A 19986-nucleotide genomic window follows, 5' to 3' on the forward strand; every position below is an offset into this window, starting at 1 on the left:
TCGGTCATTCGACGGGGAGCTCGAGGGGCAAGCCGAAGCGCGGGAACAAGGTCTCGACGTCGAGGAAGGTGGTCCACGAGGCGATGGCGCCCTCGCGGACGTCGAGCACGATCGCTCCCCACGCGACGTGTCCCCCTTCGGGTTTGGCCCGGTACTGCGCGAACCCCGGCGCGCCCGCCACGTCGATCGGGAGGAGCCGCGAGCCACGGCAGCCCGCGCCGCGCCCGAGCAGCCACGCGCGCACGTGCTCACGCGACGAGAGCCAGAGCGCGATCGGCGGCATGTTGAAGGTCACGTCCTCCCGCACGAGCGACACGAGCGCCTCGACGTCGTACGCGTGAAAGGCCGTGACATACCGCTCGAGCAGCGCGGTTTTTCCCGCGTCGAGGCGCTCGGGCTCGGGCACGGGCGGCGTGGAGAGCGTGGCGCGCGCGCGCTGGAGGGCGCTCGTGACCGACGCGACGCTCGTCTCGAGGCACGACGCGGCCTCGTCGGCCGAGAGCCCGACCACGTCGGTCAAGAGGAGCGCGGCCCGCGGCTTCGGCGGGAGGCTTTGAAGCGCCGACACGAACGCGAGCCGCACGCTCTCGCGCTGAACGAGGGCTTCGGCGGGCGTCGCGCCGTCGACGAGGATGGCCGAGGTGGGGACCGGCTCGAGCCAGTGCTCCCGTGGGCGGTCTTCGATGGCGTCCTCGGGGGTGCCGGGCGAGGCCTCGTCCATCGGGCGAAAGCGCCGCTTCTTCGCGCCGAGCGCGTCGATGCACACGTTCGTGGCGATGCGGTGGAGCCACGTCTTCGGAGACGAGCGCCCGTCGAAGCCCTCGAGCCCCTTCCACGCGCGCACCATGGTCTCTTGCACGGCGTCGTCGGCGTCGACCACGGAGCCGAGCATGCGGTAGCAGTGGCCGTAGATCGCCTTGCGGTGGGTCTCGAGCTCTTCGAGGCGGGGCGCCATGCGCGCACTCTACAACGCCACACGCGCGACGCCCACGCGGGCGGGCAGGCGGAAGGACCTCCGCCCACCTCACCCGGAAACACCCGTATCTTTACGGCTTTTTGTTCTTGATGGCGCAGGCGAGCGGGTCTTGTTGCATGCACGCGCGCTCGATCTGGCTCTTGGCCATGGGGTTGTTCGTGGCCGTGCCGACGAGGCCCGCGAGCCCGCAGTCGCGCGCCGAGCCCGAGTTGCACTTGGTCGTGAGGTCCATCGTGTCGGGCGTGGGGAACACGGGGCGCGTGCCGCCGTAGAGCACCTTCATGGCCGAGCACGAGAGCGTGTCGTTCCGCATGCAGCCCATGTCGAACGCGCGCTTCGCCATGTCGGCGTTGCCACCTTGGCCGAGCTCGGCGCGCCCCTGCGCGAAACACGCCTTCTCGTTCCCGCGGAAGCAGCCGCGCTGGAAGAGCAGCTTGGCGAGGATCGGGTTCTTCGGCACGTCTTTGCCGGTCTCGATGAGGAGGCCGAGATCGACGCAGGCCTGTCCTTGGCTGCCGTCGCACGCGCGCTTCAAGAAGTCGGCGCCCTTCGTCACGTCCTTGGCCGCGCCCGCGCCGTCGACCAGCATTTTTCCGGCCGTCGCGCAGGCGAGGTCGTGCCCACCTTCGCAAGCCTTCGAGAGGAGCTGCGCGGCCTTCGCTTCGTCCTTCGAGACGCCCTCGCCCGTCTTCGTGAGCATGCCGAGCGTGCCGCACGCGAGCGCGTCGGCGTCGGCGCAGCCCTTCTCGAGCTTCTTCGCCGCGCCCGCCGCGTCCTTCGCGCCGCCGCGGCCTTGCGCGAGCATCACGCCGAGGTTCGAGCAGCTCTTCGTGTCGCCGCCGTCGCACCCTTTGCCGAGCAGCTCGCGGGCCTTCGCGTCGTCCCTCGTGGCGCCGCCGGTGCCCGAAGCGACGAGCGCGCCCGCCGCGCCGCAGCTCGCCGTGCTGCCTTTTTTGCACTGCTCTTGGCACTCGGCCACGTCCTTGCCGCTGCACGTGTAGGCCGCGGCGCTCTTCGGATCGGCGCACTTGCCCTCGGTCATCACGAGGCCCTTCGGGCACCCGGTCTCGACCGCGGCGACCTCGGGGGCCTTGGGCGCCTCGGGCTTGGCCTCGGTGGGCTTGGCCTCGGTCGCCTTGGGCGCGATGGCCTTGAGCTCGAGGCGAATGAACGCCTGGCACTGCCCGGGGGCCTTCTTGTCGTCGGGGGAGGCCTTGGAGCAATCGGCGACGTCGCCGTCCTTGTTTTTGACGTTCTTCTCGCTCGACGACTGGCCGCTCGCGCCGGCGCCGAACATCTGCGCGGCGGTCTTCACCTCGCCCTTGGTGCCCGTCTCCATCACGAACGCGCCCACCATGGCGCCCTTCACGAAGTGCGTCGCGCCGGCGCAATCGCCCTGGAGCTCGTCGGCCGAGATCTTGGCCCACGTGGTCTTCACCTTGCCGACCATCACCATGGCGACGTCGAGCGTGGAGCCGCCCGCGAGGCTCCCGGCGATGCTGGCCCCACCGAGCGGGAGGTTCGCCTTCACCTCGTCGGCGCTCGTGAGGCGCACGACCTGCTCCTTCTTGCTCATGCCGAGGAAGCCGTATTTGCCGTCGACCTTGCACTCTTTGAGGAGCTTGATGCCCTTGCAGCTATACGCGACGACGGCCACGTTCTCTTTCATCACGAGCTCGAGATCGCCGCGCTGCTCGGGCTTCCAGTCGACGACGAGCGGCTCGCCGGAGCTGTCGGCCTCGCGGCACGCGCCCTCGCCCAAGCCCTCGGCCGCCGTGGTCTCTTTCGGGCGAACGGCGTTGCCGGCCGCGCCGGTGCCACACCCCACGAGGGCCGAGGCGACGAGTGAGGTGACGAGCGCACGCGCGAGCACGATCTTCGAGAGCGACTTCATAGCGATGGGATCCCCGTTCGTAAGGTCTCGCCGACCCCCTCGGCCGGCGGCCCGAGGGTAATCGAAAGAGCCCGACCGTACGCACGGCCCGAGGTGACGATTCCGCAACTCCGGTGCGATAGTGTGGGCAAGCATGCCGGAGGCACGCGGGCCTTGCGCCGCCCTTCGCGCCGAGCGCGGGGATTTCGCCCTCCGCGGGCAGAACGACGGCGAAAACTCGGCCACCCGAACGGGGGCAGCTACCCTGGAGGGGCCCGAGTAGGCCATGCGACGCCCGAACCCCTTCACCTTCGCGCTCGTGCCGCTCTGCACGGCCCTCTCCGTGGGCTGCGCCGAGGATCCGATCGCGCCGCAGACACCTCGCCCGCCGCTCGTGGTGCGGCAAAAACCGGCGCCCGGGCCTGCGCCGGCCGAGTGGTCGTACTGGGAGCGCATCGAGCCCGCGCTCCGCGACGACACCCAAAAAGTGACCGCGCTCCCGCTGCTGGGGCCGCAGGTGACTCACCCTCTCGGCGCCGAAAAACGCTGGGCGAAGCTCTCGGCCGCGCAGCGCGAGGCCTTCTTGAAGGACGGCTTCGTGGCGCTCGAGAGCAAGTCCGTGGTCGACGACGAGGGCGACTCCCCATCGCTCGCCGAGGCCTACGAACAAGCCGAACGCGACAAGATGCCGGCGGTCGTCACGGTCGATACGCTGCTCTTCGTCGCGCAAGCCGCGGTCGATCGCGCGGTCGCCGACCTCGAGGTCGCGGCGTTCCGTCCGGCGCTCCTCCGCCTCCTCGCGAGCCTCTCGTCGGCGCTCACCGTCGAAGAACGCAGCGTGCCCCTCGACCTCGCCGACGGCCTCCGCCTCGCGCGTGGGTTCGTCGCCGTGGCGCAGCGGCTCGTCTCGCCCGACGCGGCCATCGCGCCCGATATTTCCCCGGGTGTCGGCGAAGAGCTCCGCCGCATCGAGGCCCACACGGGCATCGAGCGGAGCCCCCTCTTCGGCGTCATGGTCGACTACGGGGCCTTCGCGCCGACGTTCGCCCTCCGCCCGAACGACGACGCCGCGAAGCCTCGCCTCCGCTTGGCCCAGGCCATGACGTGGCTCGCGCAGGCCCCCTTCATGCTCGCCTCCAGAGGAGACACGGCGGGCGCGACGCTCTCCGTGCAAACTGCACGTGTTCACGCGCGCGCCGCGCTCTTGCTCGGCAGGCTCCTCACGCCGGCGTCCTCCGCCGAGCGCGCGGCCGACTACACGACGCTCCGGCGTGGGCTCACGTTCCTCTCGGGCGCGGCCGACGATCCCTCTCCCGTCGACGCCGCGCAGACCGCCGCGAGCGTGGGGGTCGCCCTCGACACACCGCAAGCGATCGCGAACGTGGCGAAGCTCGATCACGTGCGCCGCGCGATGCTCCAGCGTTTTCAACCGGGCACGTACGACGGCGTGGCCGAGGTGAAGATCCCCGAGGCCTCGAGCGGACCACAGGCCGGCGGCGTAGGGCGCGCCGCGCACGGGGTGAGGTTCCTCGGGCCCGCCGCGCCCGCCGACGCCCTCGCGCTCCAGAGCCTCACCTTTCCGTACGTGGGGCGCGCCACCGGCGAGGCCCACGGCCTCACGGCCCAAGCGGGGCACCGCGCGTTCGCGACGGCCATCGACGTGGCCGCGTGGCTCGGCTCGGCCGAGGCCGACAAAATCAGGCACGAGAGCGGTGACGACGCCTACGAGGGCTTCCGCGAGGCCAAGGAGCGCGCGCAGAAGAACCGCCCCGCGGAGCTCGCGCCGGAGCGTCATGCGTCGCTTCATATGAGCTCGCTCGACGTGCTCGTCACCTACCTCGCGCCTTCACGTGGGGAGGTGGCGGTGCCCGCGAGCTTCTCGGCGTCGTATGCGCGCCGCAAGGTCGAGGTGGCCACGGTCGCGTGGGCGCACGAGCGCCACGACGCGCGCACCTTCGGGGGCCCTCCGCCGTACGCGCCGCTCCAACCGAAGCCGCGCCCGAAGCTCGAGGTGCACGAGGCGCCGGTGTTCGTCGAGCCCCACCCCGAGGCCCTCGGGCGCCTGCTCTCGTACATGAAGCAGGCTAAAAATGGCCTCACGGCGCTCGGATTGCCCAAGGGGTCGCGTGGCGAGCTCGCGCTCGTCGAGGTGACCGCGCTCGTCACGGCCGCGTACGACACCGCCACCCGCGCGACGAACGGCGAGCCTGCCCGCACCGACGACGCCGCGCGCCTCTCGACCCTCGCCGACACGCTCGAGTGGCTCGACCACGAGACCGGCATGCGCATCGGCGGCGTCATGGCCGCGCACGTCCACCAGGACGCCGTGTCGGGCCGCGTGTCCGTCGCCGGCGTGAGCGGCCTCACCGAGATCCACATGGCCGTCCGCGATCCGCGCACGGGCGATCTCGTGCACGCGGTCGGCGCGCGCCTCGTCGGCCTCGACGGCGTGTGGCCAAGGAGCCGCCCCACGCACGACGGCGCGCTCAAAGAAGACTTCGGCAAGAGCCCCCAGCCCCCCCCCACCTGGACGCGCAGCTACACCGTGCGGTGAGCCTCTCGGCGAGGTCGCGTCGTACAGGGCGCGCCGGACGCGTGGGCGAGCTTCTCGCGCCAAGAGATGGCCGCAGCCCCAACGCTTGCCGCGTCTTTCGACATGGCGTAAATTTTCACGACATCGATGACGTCGGCAACGGTCCCAGCGAGGCCCCACGAGCGTTTTCTCCCGCCGAGACGATCGCGCGCTGTTCGGCGGATACCGTGAACCCGAACGGACAACGTCGTGTCGCGTGGCGAAGGGTCTTGGCCTCCTTCGTGGCCGTCGCGCTCTGTGGAGTGGCGCTCGTGGGGTGCACCATCACCGAGCTCCTGCCCACCTGTGAGCAGGCCGTCGTCGTGTCCTTTCGAGGGCTCGACCTGAGCAGGTCCCCGAGCGCCAGCGTGTGGCTCAACGAGTCGCGTCACTGCAAAGAGGCTGTCCCCCTCGACAACGCCGAGTATGCGCGAGACCCGCGCGGCAGCCCGTGCCGACTCCTTGGCACGGGAGAGCTGGTCATCCCGATCCCCGTCGAAGGACCCGTGACCGTCACGGTGCGCCTGAACTACGACGAGACGCCCGGACCCAGTCGCACCTTCGACGTCGATTTCGACGATGTCGACCCCGACGCGAACGGGTGTCAAAGGGCGTCCGTGCTCTTCTGACACGGGTGTCGCCCACGCCGGGCGCCCGGCGCCCCCGAGCCCAGCCGTAGGGTTCCCACGTCGAAAAACGCGCCGACTTCGCGTGATTTCTGCCGTTTCCGGGCTAGAACGCGGCCACCATGTCGCTCCATCCCTACGCCCACATCGTCCACCGCGTGCAGAAGCCGGCGCGCTACCTCGGCGGCGAGTACGGCGCGAAGAAGAAAGCGTGGGACGCCGAAGGCCTCGAGGCCCGCGTGTGCCTCGCCTTCCCCGACATCTACGACATCGGGATGAGCCACCTCGGCTTCAAGATCCTCTACAAAATCCTGAACGACGACCCGCGCACCCTGGCCGAGCGCTGCTTCACGCCGTGGGTCGACATGCAGGATCTCTTGCGCGCCGAGGGCCTGCCGCTCGTGTCGCTCGAGTCGGCCCGCGAGCTCCGCGCGTTCGACGTGGTCGGCTTCTCCCTCCAGTTCGAGCTCACCTACACGAACATCCTCACGATGCTCGATTTGGGCAAAATTCCCCTCAAATCGGCCGATCGTACGGAGGGCTGCCCCCTCGTGATCGCGGGCGGCCCCTCGGCCACGCACCCCGAGCCCATCGCGCCCTTCGTCGACGCGATCGTCATCGGCGACGGCGAAGAGCGCACGACCGAGCTCGCCCTCACGTGGGCGCGCCTGAAGCGCGAGGGGGTGCCGCGTGCCGAGCGCCTCCGCGCCCTCGCGAAGCTCCGCGGCGTGTACGTGCCCTCCCTCTACGAGACGGCCGCGTGCCCCGACACGGGGCATTTCTACGTGAAAAAGCCCGCCGAAGGCGACCTCCCCTTCCCCGTCGTGCGCTCGCTCGTCGACGATCTCAACCGCTTCCCCTTCCCGGACGACGGCCCGGTCGGCGGCCCCGAGGCCATCTTCGATCGCATGTCGATCGAGATCGCGCGCGGCTGCACCGAGGGGTGCCGCTTCTGCCAGGCGGGCATGATTTACCGGCCCGTGCGCGAGCGTGATCCCGAGCAAATCGTCGAGACGATCGTGTCGGCGGTGAAAAAGTCGGGCTACGACGAGGCGAGCCTCACCTCGCTCTCCACGGCCGACTACTCCTGCATCGCGCCCCTCATCAAGAAGGTGGCCGACCGGCTCGCGCCCGAGAAGGTGAGCCTCGGGGTGTCGTCGCTGCGCGCGTACGGCCTCGAAGAAGACGTGCTCGACGACATCACCCGCGTGCGCGCCCAGGGCGTCACCTTCGCGCCCGAGGCGGGCAGCCAGCGCATGCGCGACGTGGTGAACAAGAACGTCACCGAAGAGCAGCTCATGACCACGGCCGAGCGCATCTTCGCGAGGAACTACGCGAGCATGAAGCTCTACTTCATGATCGGCCTCCCGACCGAAGAAGAGAGCGACGTCCGCGAGATCGTGCGTGTCGGCGTGCGCGCGCTCCAGGCCGGCAAGCGCATCTGGCGCGAGCGCGGCAAGCCCGGCGCGCCCAAGGTGACCGTGAGCGTGTCGACGCACGTGCCGAAGCCGCACACGCCCTTCCAGTGGTGCGCCATGGACGCCCCCACCAGCGTGCGCGAGAAACAAGCCTGGCTGAAGGACGAGGTCCGCACGACGAACGTCGACCTCCGCATGCACGACAGCGAGACCTCGTGGCTCGAGGGCGTGTTCGCGCGCGGCGATCGCAGGCTCGGCGCGGTGCTCGAGCGCGCGTACAAGAAGGGCGCGCGGTTCGACTCGTGGGAGGAGCACATGCGCCTCGACCTCTGGGAAGAGGCGTTCCGCGAAGAGGGCGTCGAACCGGGCATGTTCCTCGGCACGATCCCCATCTCGGCCAAGCTCCCGTGGGATCACATCGACGTGGGCCTCGAAGAGGGCTTCCTCGCCAGCGAGTACCGAAAGGCCGTGAAGAGCCGCCTCTCGCCGCCGTGTGGCAAGGCCGCGGGCGCCTTCATCCACCACACGAACCTGGAAGATGCACGCAACGACCCCCGCAAGCTCGTCTGCTACGACTGCGGCGTCGGCTGCGATCTGTCGGCCATGCGCAAGGAGCGCCTCGTGTTCCTCTCGCGCCTCGGCGCCGAGAAGAAGCGCGTGCGCACCGAAGAAGAGATCGCCCTCGTGCGCGCCAAGGTGCCGAAGGGCCGCGCCGCCCCGCCGCGCGTGGTGCAGGGCGAGCCGCGCAGGTTCCGCTTCGCGTACGAGAAGCTCGGGCCGAGCGCGTTCCTCTCGCACCTCGATTTGATCCGCGCCATCCCGCGCGCCTTCCGCCGCATCGACGTGCCCATGTTCCACTCGTCGGGCTTTCACCCGAAGCCCGACATGGTGTTCGGACCGGCCCTCTCGCTCGGCATCTACAGCCTCGACGAGTACATCGACCTCAAGCTCACCTGCGACGTCGACGATCCGAACGAGCTCGCGAAGAGCCTCACGGCGCACTCGGCCGAGGGGCTCGTCTTCACCGCCGGCGTCGCGCTCGGGGCGAACGATCCGGGCGTGAACAAAATCATCGACTCGGCCCGCTACGTGCTCTCCTTCCCGAAGAGCGCGCTCCCCGGCGGCCGCGCCTTCCTCGACGAGCGCGCGGCGTTCTTCGAGGCCCAGACCGAGCTCAAGACGCTCCGCAAGATCGAGGGCATCGGCAAGTGGGTCGACGTGAAGGCGTTCGTGCGCACGCTCACGGTGGGCGACGCGCGCTGCGAGCCCATCGTCGCGAGGGCCGGCATCGACGGCGACATGGTGCACGTCCTGGTCGACGTGGCCATCACGCCGAACGGCGCGGTGAAGGCCCACGAGGTCGGCGCCGTGCTGCTGGGAGAGGCCCACGCGCACGTGCCCTACGTGGTGGTGCGCGCGCGCATGGGCGCCTACGAGGCCGGCGAGATCCACACCCCGCTCGACACGCCGAGGTTCCGCAAGGTGAAGACCGAGCGCCTCGTCGAGCCGGAGCACGACCTCGCCCCGATCGCCGAGGAGCGCGCCGAGCCCGAGATCACCCTCGCCCCGTGACGTCGCCCACGCTCACGCCGAGCCTGCTCGCGACGCTCGTCGCGGCGGCGTTCTCGGCCGGGCTCGTCGACGCCATCGGGGGTGGCGGTGGCCTCGTCACGGTGCCCGCGCTGCTCGCGCTCGGGCTCGATCCGCGCATCGCGCTCGCGACGAACAAAGGCCAGGCCGTGTTCGGCGCGGTCGCGTCGGCCGCGTCGTACAAGCGGCGCGGAGAGATCACGCAAGACCGCGTACCTGTTGCGTTTTTCGCCGGACTTCTGGGCTCTCTGTGCGGCGCGCTCTTGCTCACGGCGCTGCGCCCCGAGCCGCTCCGGCCCGTCATCGTGGTGCTGCTGCTCGCGGCCCTCGGCGTGGCGCTCGTGCCGAGAGACAAGCTCCCGAAGCTGTCACCCTCGCGGCCGAAGCTCGCGCTCTTCGCCGTGGCCTTCGGGCTCGGGGCGTACGACGGGTTCTTCGGGCCAGGCGTCGGGAGCATGCTGCTGCTCACGAACGTGATGCTCTTCGGGGACTCGCTCGTGCGGGCCTCGGGGAACGCCAAGGTCGTGAACCTCGCCTCGAACCTCGCGGCGTTCGGCCTCTTCGCCGCCAAGGGCACCATCGTGTTCGCGATCGCGCTCCCCATGGCGGCCGCGAACGCCACCGGCGCCTACGTGGGCGCGAAGCTCGCGATCAAGGGCGGCGACCGCGTGGTGCGCCCGGTCGTGGTGCTCGTGGTGCTCGCCGTGGTGGCGAAGCTCCTGCGCGATCTGCTGCACCGGTGAGCAGGAGCACGCGCAGAACCTGCGTCTTACGAAAACGTCGCCTGAGAAACCGGGAAGAGCACCGCGTCATGGTGAATGTCGCGTGCAGCTCGTCCGTCGCGTTGTATTCGAACGAGGCGTCTTCACTCGGACCGGGTGGGGCCACAACCGCGGAGCGCGAGCCCAATGTCGATCACCAAGAAGTTCTCTCTTTTCCTCGCCACGATCGTGGCCATGGTCGCGCTGACCTCGTCGGCGCTCGCCGACGACTGGACGACCACGGGCTGGGGCGTCCGTGTGAAGACGATCGCCTTCATCGACGTGAAGGTCTACTCGATCAGCCACCAGATGAAGGGCACGCTGCCCGCCAAGAACAAGCAGGCCGTCATCGACGCCGACCAGGACAAGCGCTTCCTCTGGCAGTTCCTCCGGGACGTGCCCTGCGAGAAGATCCAGAAGGCCATGCGCGACGGCTTCGCCCTCAACGGCTTCGGCGACCAGGGCAAGATCAACCAGTTCGTCGGCGCCTGCAACGGCGGCGAGGTCAAAGAGAAGTCGAGCGTCTCGATCTCGTACAACGCCGCCAACAAGACGACCACCGTGTGGATTCAGGGCATGGGCTCGGCCACCATCGGCGGCGTCGACTTCATGAAGGCCGTGTGGAGCCTCTGGTTCGGCAAGATCGATCAGCCCCGCCTCGGCGACGACCTCATGTCGAAGATGCACTGAACCGGGCATTTTAGCCCTGGCGCTCTCCCGAGGGCTCACGCTCACCGCGTGGGCCCTTCGTGTTTCTGAGCGCCGATTCGGCAAAAAACGGATCGAACGGTGTGCCGACTTCCGGCACCCTAGGGGAGTGCAGAAGGTCCGCCGAGCCCCGTCTCCAAGAGCATCGCCGGCGATGCCTCGAAGCATCGCCGGCGATGCTTTTGGCAAGGGTGTGCTCGGGCGCCGTCTCGCCTGGGGAGCCATGCTCGCGGCGACGGCGTCCTGCTCCGGCATGAGCGACGATCCCCCTTCGGCGAACGACCCCTCCTCCAGCGCGAGCCATGGCGGCGCGACGCCGACCGTGGGCCAAGGAGACGCCGGCACACCCCCGGGCGACACCCCGTCGGGCACGTTCGTCCTCGAGACCCTCGGCGCGTGGGCGCGGGGGAGCGTCCACCCCGTCCGATGGGACCCTCCGAAGGACCTCCCCTCGGCGAACGAGTCGGTCGTGCTCGAGACGAGCCGCGACGGGGGCGCGAGCTACGCCCGCGTAGGCACGGCCATCGCCCAAGAAGGGTACGCGCGGTTCACCGCCCCCGAAGACGGCCCGAGCACGCTCCGTGTGCGTGTCACGTTCCGCACGTTCGACGGCCGCGGCAACGAGATCCCCTTGCGCCGCCTCGTCTCGAACGACATCACGCTCACCGCGTCCGCGAAGCGCGCGTACACCTGGCAGAAGGTGACGAGCGCGGCGCCCTTCGGACCACGCGACGGCGCCGGTGGCGTCGTGCACGCGGGCAAGATGTGGCTCATCGGCGGGTGGAACGGCGAGCGCTTCCCGCTCCAGACCGCGAACGACGTGTGGAGCAGCACCGACGGCGCGACGTGGACGCGCGAACGGGACAACACCTACCTCTCACGCCCCACGTTCGACTACACGAACGACTGGGAGGGCCGCCACTTCGCCGGGTACCTCTCGTTCGGCGGCAAGATGTGGATCGTGGGGGGAGACCCCAACCAAGGCCACTACCAGACCGACGTGTGGAGCAGCATCGACGGCCGCGTGTGGACCCGCACCGACGCCTTCGCGCCACGCCAACCCTACACCACGCTCGACACCGACCCCGCCAGCCCGACGTTCGGCACCTTCGTGTGGAACCCGCGCGCTCGCGCGTCCGAAGAGTCGCAGTTCGGCATGCGCGCGCTCCACGTCGCAGGCGTGCTCGGCGATCGCATGTTCGTCCTCGGGGGTCAGCGGATCGCGCAATACGTGAACCCCGACTGGCCTGGGAGACCTGCCAAAATCCTCGACGACGTGTGGACCACCCGCGACGGCGTCACGTTCTCCGAGGCGGCGCGGGTCGGCCCTCGCTGGGCGCCACGCGGGCTCGTCTCGGAGGCCGTGGAGCACGACGGGCGCCTCTGGCTCGTGGGCGGCGGCGCGCTCGACGACCCCGGAGTGGGCGCGACGAAGCGCGAGTACCGCAACGACGTGTGGTCGACCCGCGACGGCTCGGCGTGGGAGCGAAGCCCTGGCGAGGCCCCATTTTCGCCGCGAATTTGGCACAACGTGAAGGTGTTCGACGGCCGCCTATGGGTGCTCTGCGGCTACGACGGCTCCGAGCCCGGCGCGGGCCGCATGGCCGACAACCTCGCCGACGCGTGGTACTCGGCCGACGGCACGAACTGGTACGAGGCCTCGCCGCCCGCGGGGTTCGTCGCGCGTCACGCGGCCACGGCGTGGGCCTACGCGGGCTCGCTCTTCGTGGGCTCGGGCAACGCGATCGGGCCCGACCCTGCGGCGCCGAGCGGCCCGGGCGTGTGGTACGCCGACGTGTGGAAGCTCTCGCCTGCGCCGTGACCTTCACCCCGCGAGCAGCTCGGGCGCCACGAGGAAGAGCGCGCCGAACACGACGAGAAGCGTGCCGCTCACGCCCTTCAGCACCCGCGCCGCCTTCTCGGTCATGGTGACGCGCTTTCGCAGCGCGACGAACCCCACGACCACCACGACGAGCGGCACCACGTAGGCGACGTTGTAGAACGCGATGTACCCGAGGCGCGCCCCGCGCGAGAGCCCTCGCAGCGACAAGATTCGCGTGTAGACCGCAGGCAACCCGAGCGTGCAGCCGAGCTCGACGAGGTTCACGACGAACGCGAGCGCCACGATGCCGGCCATCGCGGCGGGTGTCGACCCCGCGCCGGCGATCGCGCGCATCCTGCGAAAAAGACCGGGCTTTTGGCTCTCGGGGATGACGAGGGACACGCCCTTCTTGAACCACACCACGTCCTTCAGGTTCACGAGCCCCATGCCGAGGAGGCCTACACCGAGCACCGTGGTCGCGACGCGCGAGAAGCCGAGCAGCTCGAAGAGCGTCGACCACGCCACCATGAACACGAAGTACACGAGGCCGCTCATGACGACGAACGTGCCCGCGTAGAGCACCATGCGCTTCGTCTCGCGCACGTGCATGAGGATGCCGAGCAGCACGACGAGCACCCACATCGCGCAGGGGTTCACGCCGTCGGCGAGGCCCACGACCAGGGTGAGCCAGGGGAGCGAGACGCTCTTCGGATCCACCTCGCCCAAGAGCGGGAGACGAACGTGCGTGTCGCCCGCGTCCGCCGCACGATCGCCCTCGAGCTCGCGGCGGCGTGTCTCGACGAGGGAGCGCACCTGGGCCTCGGTCTCGCCCTTCACGAACCCGGTCACGTAGCGCTCGCCCACGACGAACGTGGGCACACCGACCGCGCTCGCGCCGAGGCCGTTCATGGTGTCGACGAAGCGCCTGCGGCCCTCCGGGTCTTTGCGGGACTCGACGCGCACCACACGGAGATCGGGGCGCTCACGCTCCAGCGTGTCGACGAACGGCTTCGCCTCTTCGCAGTGCGGGCACCCGACGCCCCAGAAGAACACGAGCTCGAAGACGGCGCTCGGCGCACGCACCCCCGCATCCGAGGGGATCGCCACGGGGCCAGGCTCGTCCGCGCAGAGACCGGCCGCGGCGTCGGCGCACGACGTCTCCTCCGCGCGCGCGCTCCGCTCCCCCACGAGCAGACCGAAGGCGACGATGAACGACGCGACGAGGAGCGCGACGAACCGCGGCACACGGAGACCCTACCACCGGTCACACGAAGCGTCACGCGTGTTACTTCTGGAATTCTCGAAGAAGCCCTTGACCCCTACTTCGAGAAGATTAGAACTAGGGCGTGGCATCCCCCCTCGACGAACGCGCCGAGCAGCTCGCGGCGCTCGGGCACCCCGTACGTCTCCGCGCGCTCCGGTTCGTGGTGAAAGCGGGGGCCGACGGCGCCTCCGCGGGAGACATCCAGGCCCACCTCGACATGCCCGCGTCGTCGCTCAGCCACCACCTGAAGCGCCTCGTCGACGCGGGCCTCTTCACGAGCCGCAGCGAGGGCACGTTCCACTTCTACACCGCGCGCTACGAGGCGCTCCGCGCCCTCACCGACTACCTCTGGGAAGACTGCTGCAAGAACGGCCGCACGTCGGCCAAATGCTGCTGATTTCCTCGCGCACGAAGCTTCGATTCTTTTCGAAATAGGAGAGCCCCATGAACGTGCTGAAGCCCCACGTCTCGCTGAACGTCTCGAACATCGACGCCTCGGTCGCCTTCTACGAGAAGGCCTTCGGCACGAAGCCCACGAAGCGCCGCCCTGGCTACGCCAAGTTCGATCTCGTGTCGCCCGCGCTGAACCTCACCATGCAAGAGGCCGAGCGCACCGGCGTGAACGCGAGCCACTTCGGCATCCAGGTCGCCACGTCGGACGACGTGGCCGAGGCGTGGGCGTCGTTCAACAAGGCCGGCCTCGTCACCAAGACCGAGACCGACACGACCTGCTGCTACGCCGTGCAAGACAAGGTCTGGGTCACCGATCCCGACGGGAACGCGTGGGAGGTCTTCTTCGTGAAGGCCGACGCCGACACGATGGGGCGCGGGCCCGACCTCGGCGCCGAGGCGAGCACGTGCTGCGCGCCCAAGGTCTCCGAAGCACCCGCGATCGCCGAAGCGCCTGCGAAGCGCGGCTGCTGCGGCTGATCTCGCGCGCCTTCAACCGTCTCCGAACCGAGGAAGAACCATGACCCACGTGACCGTCTTCGATCCTGCGATGTGCTGCTCCACCGGTGTGTGCGGGCCTTCGGTCGACCCGAAGCTCGTCACGTTCGCCGCCGACCTCGACTGGCTCGCGAGCCAAGGTGTCACCGTCGTGCGGCACAACCTCGCGCAAGCCCCCGCGGCCTTCCTCGCCGACCCGGACGCGAAGGCGACGATCGAGACGAAGGGCGAAGAGGGCCTCCCGCTCGTGAAGATCGACGGCGTCGTGAGGTCGAGCGGCGCCTTCCCTGCGAGGGCCGAGCTCGCCGCGTGGGCTGGCCTCGGAGCGGCGACGGAGAGCATCTACTCCGCCGCGGTCGCCGAGCTCGTGGCCCTCGGCGCGGCCGTCGCCGCCAACTGCGACACGTGTTTCAAGTTCCACTACGCCGCCGCGCGAAAGCTCGGGGTCTCCCGCGCCGACATGGCGCTCGCGGTCCGCACGGCCGAGGGCGTGAAGGCCGCGAAGGCGAAGGCCATGAGCGAGCTCGCCGCGCGCCACGTCTCCCCCGAGGCGGCGAAGGACGAAGCCCCGAGCGAAGCGCCCGCAACGCCCAAGTCGGACTCGAGCGCGGCGCCCGCGAAGGCCTCGTGTTGCGGCCCCAAGAAGTCGTGCGGCTGAGCGAATGATCGACCTCACCCAAGGGCTCACCCCCACCGTCTTCTTCACCGGGAAGGGCGGCGTCGGGAAGACCTCGATCGCGTGCGCCACGGCCATCGCGCTCCGCGACGCGGGCCATCGCGTGCTCCTCGTCAGCACCGATCCGGCCTCGAACCTCGACGAAGCGCTCGGCCAGAAGCTCGGCGGCGAGCCGGCCGAAATCTCAGCACTTCCAGGCCTTTACGCGATGAACATCGACCCCGAGGAGGCCGCGCGGGCGTACCGTGAGCGGATCGTCGGGCCGTACCGGGCGCTCTTGCCCAAGGCCGCCGTGACCAGCATGGAGGAGCAGCTCTCCGGGGCGTGCACCGTCGAGATCGCCGCCTTCGACGAGCTCGCGCGCCTCCTCGGTGGGTCGGGCGCGTCGTTCGATCACGTGCTCTTCGACACCGCGCCCACGGGGCACACGCTCCGCCTGCTCGCGCTGCCTTCGGCGTGGACGACGTTCATCGACGAGAACGTCGGGGGCACGTCCTGCCTCGGGCCGCTCTCGGGTCTCTCCGCCCAACGCGACCTCTACGCCGAAGCGAGCCGCGCCCTCCGCGATCCGGCGCGAACGACGATCGTGCTCGTGACCCGGCCCGACGCGCCCGCCGTGCGTGAGGCCGAGCGCACCCGGGTGGAGCTCGCCGCGCTCGACGTCACGAACCTCAGGCTGGTCGTGAATGGAGTGTTCGAGGCGACTCGCGCCGACGATCCCGTCGCCGTCCACCTCACCCTCCGTGGCAAGAGGGCTATCGAAGCGCTCCCGGCGGGCCTCGCCTCCCTCCCCCGTGTGCTCGTGCCCCTCCGCCCCTTCGGCCTCGTGGGCGTCGAGGCCCTGCGCGCGATGACGCGAGACGGAGCGCCCGCGGCCCATGCGCCGACCGCCGCGAGCACGTCGCCGTACGAGAGCCTCCGAGACCTCGTCGACACGCTCGCGCAGCGCGGGCACGGCGTGATCATGACCATGGGGAAGGGCGGTGTCGGAAAGACGACCATCGCCGCCCGCATCGCCGCGGCCCTCTCCGCGCGCGGCCTCCCCGTGACCCTCAGCACGACCGATCCGGCGGCCCACGTGGCCGAGGCCGCGCGCGATCTCGGCGTCGCCCCGGGCACCTTCGAAATCACGCGCATCGACCCCGAGCTCGAGACACGCCGCTACGCCGAAGACGTGATGCGCACGGCCGGCGCCGGGCTCGACGCGCGCGGCAAGGCCCTCCTCGAAGAAGACCTCCGGAGCCCGTGCACGCAGGAAATCGCGGTCTTTCGCGCGTTCGCCGACACGGTGGCGCGGGGCGAGGGGCGCTTCGTGGTGCTCGACACCGCACCTACCGGGCACACGCTCCTCCTCCTCGACGCGGCCGAGGCCTACCACCGCGAGGTCGCGAAGAAGCCGAGCGGGAGCCCCGAGGCCGTGAAGCAGCTCCTCCCGAGGCTCCGCGATCCCGAGGCCACCTTCGTCCTCCTCGTGACGCTCCCCGAGGCGACCCCGATCCACGAAGCGAAGCACCTCGGAGAAGACCTCGCGCGCGCCGGAATTCGCCCCTTCGCGTGGGTCGTGAACGAGAGCCTCACGCCACTCGACGTCAAAGACCCGATCCTCGTCGCGCGCCGCACGAACGAGGCCCTCCACCTCGACGAGGTGCGAGCGACCGGTGCACGCGTTTACCTCGAGCCGTGGCGCCACGATCTCTCCCACGAGCCTGGCCCCCACCACGTCGCGCCCTCCCCTGCGCCGCTCGCGTCGCCCGCCTGATCCTCTCTTCACGAAGGACCGCGTTTGTCTACCCTTCCCCACACCGAAGCCACGACGTCTCCCGAGCCGTCGATTGGAAAGAAGCTCTCGTTCCTCGACCGTTACCTCACCGTGTGGATCCTCGGCGCGATGGTGCTCGGGGTCGTGCTCGGGGTCGTCGCCCCGGGCGTGCCCAAGGCCATCGCGAAGCTGTCCGTGGGGACGACGAACGTGCCTATCGCCGTGGGCCTCGTGCTCATGATGTACCCGCCGCTCGCCAAGGTCAGGTACGAAAAGCTCGGCGAGGTCTTTCGGCGAAAGCGGGTCGTCGCGCTCTCGCTCGTGCAGAACTGGGTCATCGGCCCCGTCCTGATGTTCGGGCTCGCCGTGCTCTTCTTGCGCGACAAACCCGAGTACATGCTCGGGCTCATCGTCATCGGGCTCGCGCGCTGCATCGCCATGGTCCTCGTGTGGAACGATCTCGCCAAGGGCGACACCGATTATTGCGCCGGCCTCGTGGCGCTGAACTCGGTGTTCCAGGTGCTCTTCTTCTCGGTGTACGCGTACCTCTTCGCGACCGTGCTCCCCCGCGCGCTCGGGCTCCAGGGCGCGGTGGTCGACGTCGGCATGGCGGACATCGCCAAGAGCGTGGCGGTCTACTTGGGTATCCCGTTCGTCGCGGGCTTCCTCACCCGAAAGCTCCTCGCGCCGAAGATCGGGCAAGAGGCTTACGAGAAGCGCTTCTTGCCGAAGATAGGCCCCATCACGCTCGTCTCGTTGCTCTTCACGATCGTCGTCATGTTCTCCCTCAAGGGGCACGACGTCGTCGCCCTCCCGCTCGACGTCGCGCGGATCGCCGTGCCGCTCCTCGTGTATTTCCTCGTGATGTTCGCCGTCTCGTTCGTCATGGGGCGCGCCCTCGGGGGCACCTACGCGCAGACGGCCACGTTGTCGTTCACGGCCGCGTCGAACAACTTCGAGCTCGCCATCGCGGTGTCCATCGCGAGCTTCGGGATCCATAGCGGCGCGGCCTTCGCGGCGGTGATAGGCCCCCTCGTCGAGGTGCCCGCGCTGATCGGCCTCGTCAACGTGGCTCTTTGGGCCAAAAAGAAGTACTTCGCGAGCGAGGCAACCTCATGAAGATCGAGAAGGGTGTCGTCTTCTTGTGTGTCGCGAACTCGGCGCGCAGCCAAATGGCCGAGGGCCTCGCGAAGAAGCGGTTCGGCGATCGATTCCCCATTTCGAGCGCGGGCTCGGCGCCGACGCGCGTGAACCCGTACGCCGTCGAGGTCATGCAAGAGGTGGGGGTCTCCCTCGAGGGCCACGCGTCGAAGTCGGTCGACACGATCCCGCCCGACAGCGTCGATCTCGTCGTCACGCTCTGCGCCGAAGAGGTGTGCCCCGTCTTCCTCGGGCCCGCGCGCAAGCTGCACCTCGCGGTGGCCGATCCGGCGAGCCCCGATCCCTCGATCCCGCGCGAAGAGATGCTCCGGCGGTTCCGCGCGGCCCGCGACCAAATCGACGCGCGCCTCGCCGTGCTCGAGAGCCTGCTCGACCTCCCCGAGGGCCCCTCTCCCCGCGAGTTTCACGCGAGTATCCGCGTAAGCGAGCTCGGGCGCACCGCGCGCTTCTACGCGTGGCTCCTCGGCACGGAGCCCAAAGAGTGGACCCACAGGTACGTGACGTTCGTCAGCGAGAAGCTCGCGCTGAACCTGGTCTTCCTCGTGTCGGACGGGAAAACACTGGGCAAAGACACGCTCTACCACCTCGGGATCGACGTGGGCGACAAGGCCTCCGTCGTGCGCGCCCACACGCTCGCGCTCGCGCTCGGGGCCACGATCACGAAGCCCCCGCGCACCACCTGGCGAGGCACACCGCTCCACGAGCTCTGGCTCGAAGACCCCGACGGGAACCTCGTCGAGATCTACGCGCGCCTTACCCCCGAGGAGCTCCGCGAGATGCCCGCCGATCAAGAGCCCGTCTTCCTCGTGCCCCCTCCGCCCACGGCCTGACCATGCGACATTCCATAATTGCATTCTGCACATTTTTCGCCGCCCTCGCCGCGACGGCCTGCTCCCCGCGCGCCGAGCCCCCTGCGACCGCCGGCGTCACCACGCGGAGCGGAAGCGCCCCTCGGGCCGAGGTCGTGGCACCGCTGTTCCCGGCGCTCGAGGCCAAGCTCTCGGGATGGGAGGGCATGGGTCCGTCGGGCACCCCCGAGCACCGCGCGAAGCTCGAGGCGCTCGCGGCGGTGATACGCGAGCAACGGCTCGCCGGCCACGAGGCGCAGCTCGTGTTCGTGTGCACCCACAACTCACGCCGTAGCCAAATGGCCCAGCTCCTCATGGCCGCGGCGGCGCGGCGCGCCGGGCTCTCGGGGGTGACCACCTTCTCGGCGGGCACCGAGCGCACCGCGTTCAACCCACGCGCGGTCGCGGCCCTCCGGCGCGCCGGGCTCGCGGTCGAAACGACGGCCGCGGGCGACAACCCGCGCTACACGGTGCGGCTCGGCGATGGGGGCCCCGCGCTCTCGGCGTTCTCGAAGCGCCTCGACGATCCCGAGAGCCCCAAGGCCGGCTTCGTCGCGGTGATGACCTGCTCCCAAGCCGACGCGGCGTGCCCGTTCGTGCCGGGCGCCGACCGACGCATCGCCATCCCCTACGACGATCCCAAGGTCGCCGACGGCACTCCCGAAGAAACGGCCCGCTACGACGAGCGCGTCGAGCAGATCGGGCGCGACATGATGTGGGTCGCGAGGGCCGCGGCGAAACAGACCCATTGACACGAGCGTCCCGTCGGCGCGAGCATCCTTAGGAATACGAAGGCGGTGGAGTCCGCCGAGAACCGCGGGAGCGTGCCCGCCAATGACTCCTACGTCGTGCCGATTCACCCCCGGCGCCGTAGGCCATTTCGCTCACGGCGCCGCCCCTCGCGAGACGCCGATGCCGAGACCTACCTCCACGAAGACAGTCGCCGAACCTCTTCGCGCACGAAGCTCGCGGAGGAGCCCGTGA

The 19986-nt window shown here is 69.7% G+C and carries 16 protein-coding genes; 13 read left to right on the forward strand and 3 right to left on the reverse strand.

The window, feature by feature from the left end:
• Positions 1–4: 4 nt before the first annotated feature.
• Complete coding sequence (locus IPK71_00905; protein ID MBK8212280.1) at positions 5–955, reverse strand: sigma-70 family RNA polymerase sigma factor; 951 nt, start codon at positions 953–955, stop codon at positions 5–7.
• A gap of 91 nt (positions 956–1046) precedes the next feature.
• The gene (locus IPK71_00910; GenBank protein ID MBK8212281.1) at positions 1047–2870 is read right to left on the reverse strand and encodes a sel1 repeat family protein; all 1824 of its coding nucleotides are present in this window, start codon (positions 2868–2870) and stop codon (positions 1047–1049) included.
• Positions 2871–3135: 265 nt separating this feature from the next.
• On the opposite strand from IPK71_00910, the gene IPK71_00915 reads away from it, so the two are divergent.
• The 6 genes from IPK71_00915 (at position 3136) to IPK71_00940 (ending at position 12346) form a co-directional block, all read left to right on the forward strand.
• On the forward strand, positions 3136–5403 hold the full coding sequence (locus tag IPK71_00915) for a DUF3160 domain-containing protein (protein ID MBK8212282.1): 2268 nt from the start codon (positions 3136–3138) through the stop codon (positions 5401–5403).
• A 248-nt stretch (positions 5404–5651) separates the two neighbouring features.
• Positions 5652–6050 carry a hypothetical protein gene (locus IPK71_00920; GenBank protein ID MBK8212283.1) on the forward strand — a complete coding sequence of 133 codons (399 nt, stop codon included), beginning with the start codon at positions 5652–5654 and terminating at the stop codon, positions 6048–6050.
• Positions 6051–6169: 119 nt separating this feature from the next.
• Positions 6170–9037 carry a TIGR03960 family B12-binding radical SAM protein gene (locus tag IPK71_00925; GenBank protein MBK8212284.1) on the forward strand — a complete coding sequence of 956 codons (2868 nt, stop codon included), beginning with the start codon at positions 6170–6172 and terminating at the stop codon, positions 9035–9037.
• The gene (locus tag IPK71_00930; protein MBK8212285.1) at positions 9034–9798 is read left to right on the forward strand and encodes a TSUP family transporter; all 765 of its coding nucleotides are present in this window, start codon (positions 9034–9036) and stop codon (positions 9796–9798) included. The genes IPK71_00925 and IPK71_00930 overlap by 4 nt, the downstream gene beginning before the upstream one ends.
• Before the next feature lie 165 nt (positions 9799–9963).
• Entirely contained in the window at positions 9964–10506 is a 543-nt protein-coding gene (locus tag IPK71_00935) for a chalcone isomerase family protein (GenBank protein ID MBK8212286.1), read from the forward strand.
• A gap of 172 nt (positions 10507–10678) precedes the next feature.
• Complete coding sequence (locus IPK71_00940; protein ID MBK8212287.1) at positions 10679–12346, forward strand: hypothetical protein; 1668 nt, start codon at positions 10679–10681, stop codon at positions 12344–12346.
• A gap of 3 nt (positions 12347–12349) precedes the next feature.
• Here the strand turns inward: IPK71_00940 and IPK71_00945 are convergent, their stop codons facing one another.
• Positions 12350–13591 (reverse strand): thioredoxin family protein, encoded by a 1242-nt coding sequence (locus IPK71_00945; GenBank protein MBK8212288.1) that lies wholly within the window; start codon positions 13589–13591, stop codon positions 12350–12352.
• A gap of 101 nt (positions 13592–13692) precedes the next feature.
• Here IPK71_00945 and IPK71_00950 point away from each other — a divergent pair, with 101 nt between their 5' ends.
• From IPK71_00950 to IPK71_00980, 7 genes are all read left to right on the forward strand, one after another.
• On the forward strand, positions 13693–14007 hold the full coding sequence (locus tag IPK71_00950) for a helix-turn-helix transcriptional regulator (protein ID MBK8212289.1): 315 nt from the start codon (positions 13693–13695) through the stop codon (positions 14005–14007).
• Between the two features lie 47 nt (positions 14008–14054).
• Positions 14055–14540 (forward strand): VOC family protein, encoded by a 486-nt coding sequence (locus IPK71_00955; GenBank protein ID MBK8212290.1) that lies wholly within the window; start codon positions 14055–14057, stop codon positions 14538–14540.
• Between the two features lie 40 nt (positions 14541–14580).
• A complete protein-coding gene (arsD, locus tag IPK71_00960; GenBank protein MBK8212291.1) occupies positions 14581–15216 on the forward strand; it encodes an arsenite efflux transporter metallochaperone ArsD in 636 nt (211 codons plus the stop codon).
• A gap of 4 nt (positions 15217–15220) precedes the next feature.
• Positions 15221–16993 (forward strand): arsenical pump-driving ATPase, encoded by a 1773-nt coding sequence (gene arsA, locus IPK71_00965; GenBank protein MBK8212292.1) that lies wholly within the window; start codon positions 15221–15223, stop codon positions 16991–16993.
• A gap of 129 nt (positions 16994–17122) precedes the next feature.
• A complete protein-coding gene (arsB, locus tag IPK71_00970; GenBank protein MBK8212293.1) occupies positions 17123–18112 on the forward strand; it encodes an ACR3 family arsenite efflux transporter in 990 nt (329 codons plus the stop codon).
• Positions 18113–18456: 344 nt separating this feature from the next.
• The gene (locus tag IPK71_00975) at positions 18457–18984 is read left to right on the forward strand and encodes a VOC family protein (GenBank protein MBK8212294.1); all 528 of its coding nucleotides are present in this window, start codon (positions 18457–18459) and stop codon (positions 18982–18984) included.
• 2 nt (positions 18985–18986) lie between these two features.
• The gene (locus IPK71_00980) at positions 18987–19754 is read left to right on the forward strand and encodes a protein-tyrosine-phosphatase (protein MBK8212295.1); all 768 of its coding nucleotides are present in this window, start codon (positions 18987–18989) and stop codon (positions 19752–19754) included.
• Positions 19755–19986 lie beyond the last annotated feature (232 nt).

The organism is Myxococcales bacterium (assembly GCA_016712525.1).
Lineage (GTDB): Bacteria > Myxococcota_A > Polyangia > Polyangiales > Polyangiaceae > JAAFHV01.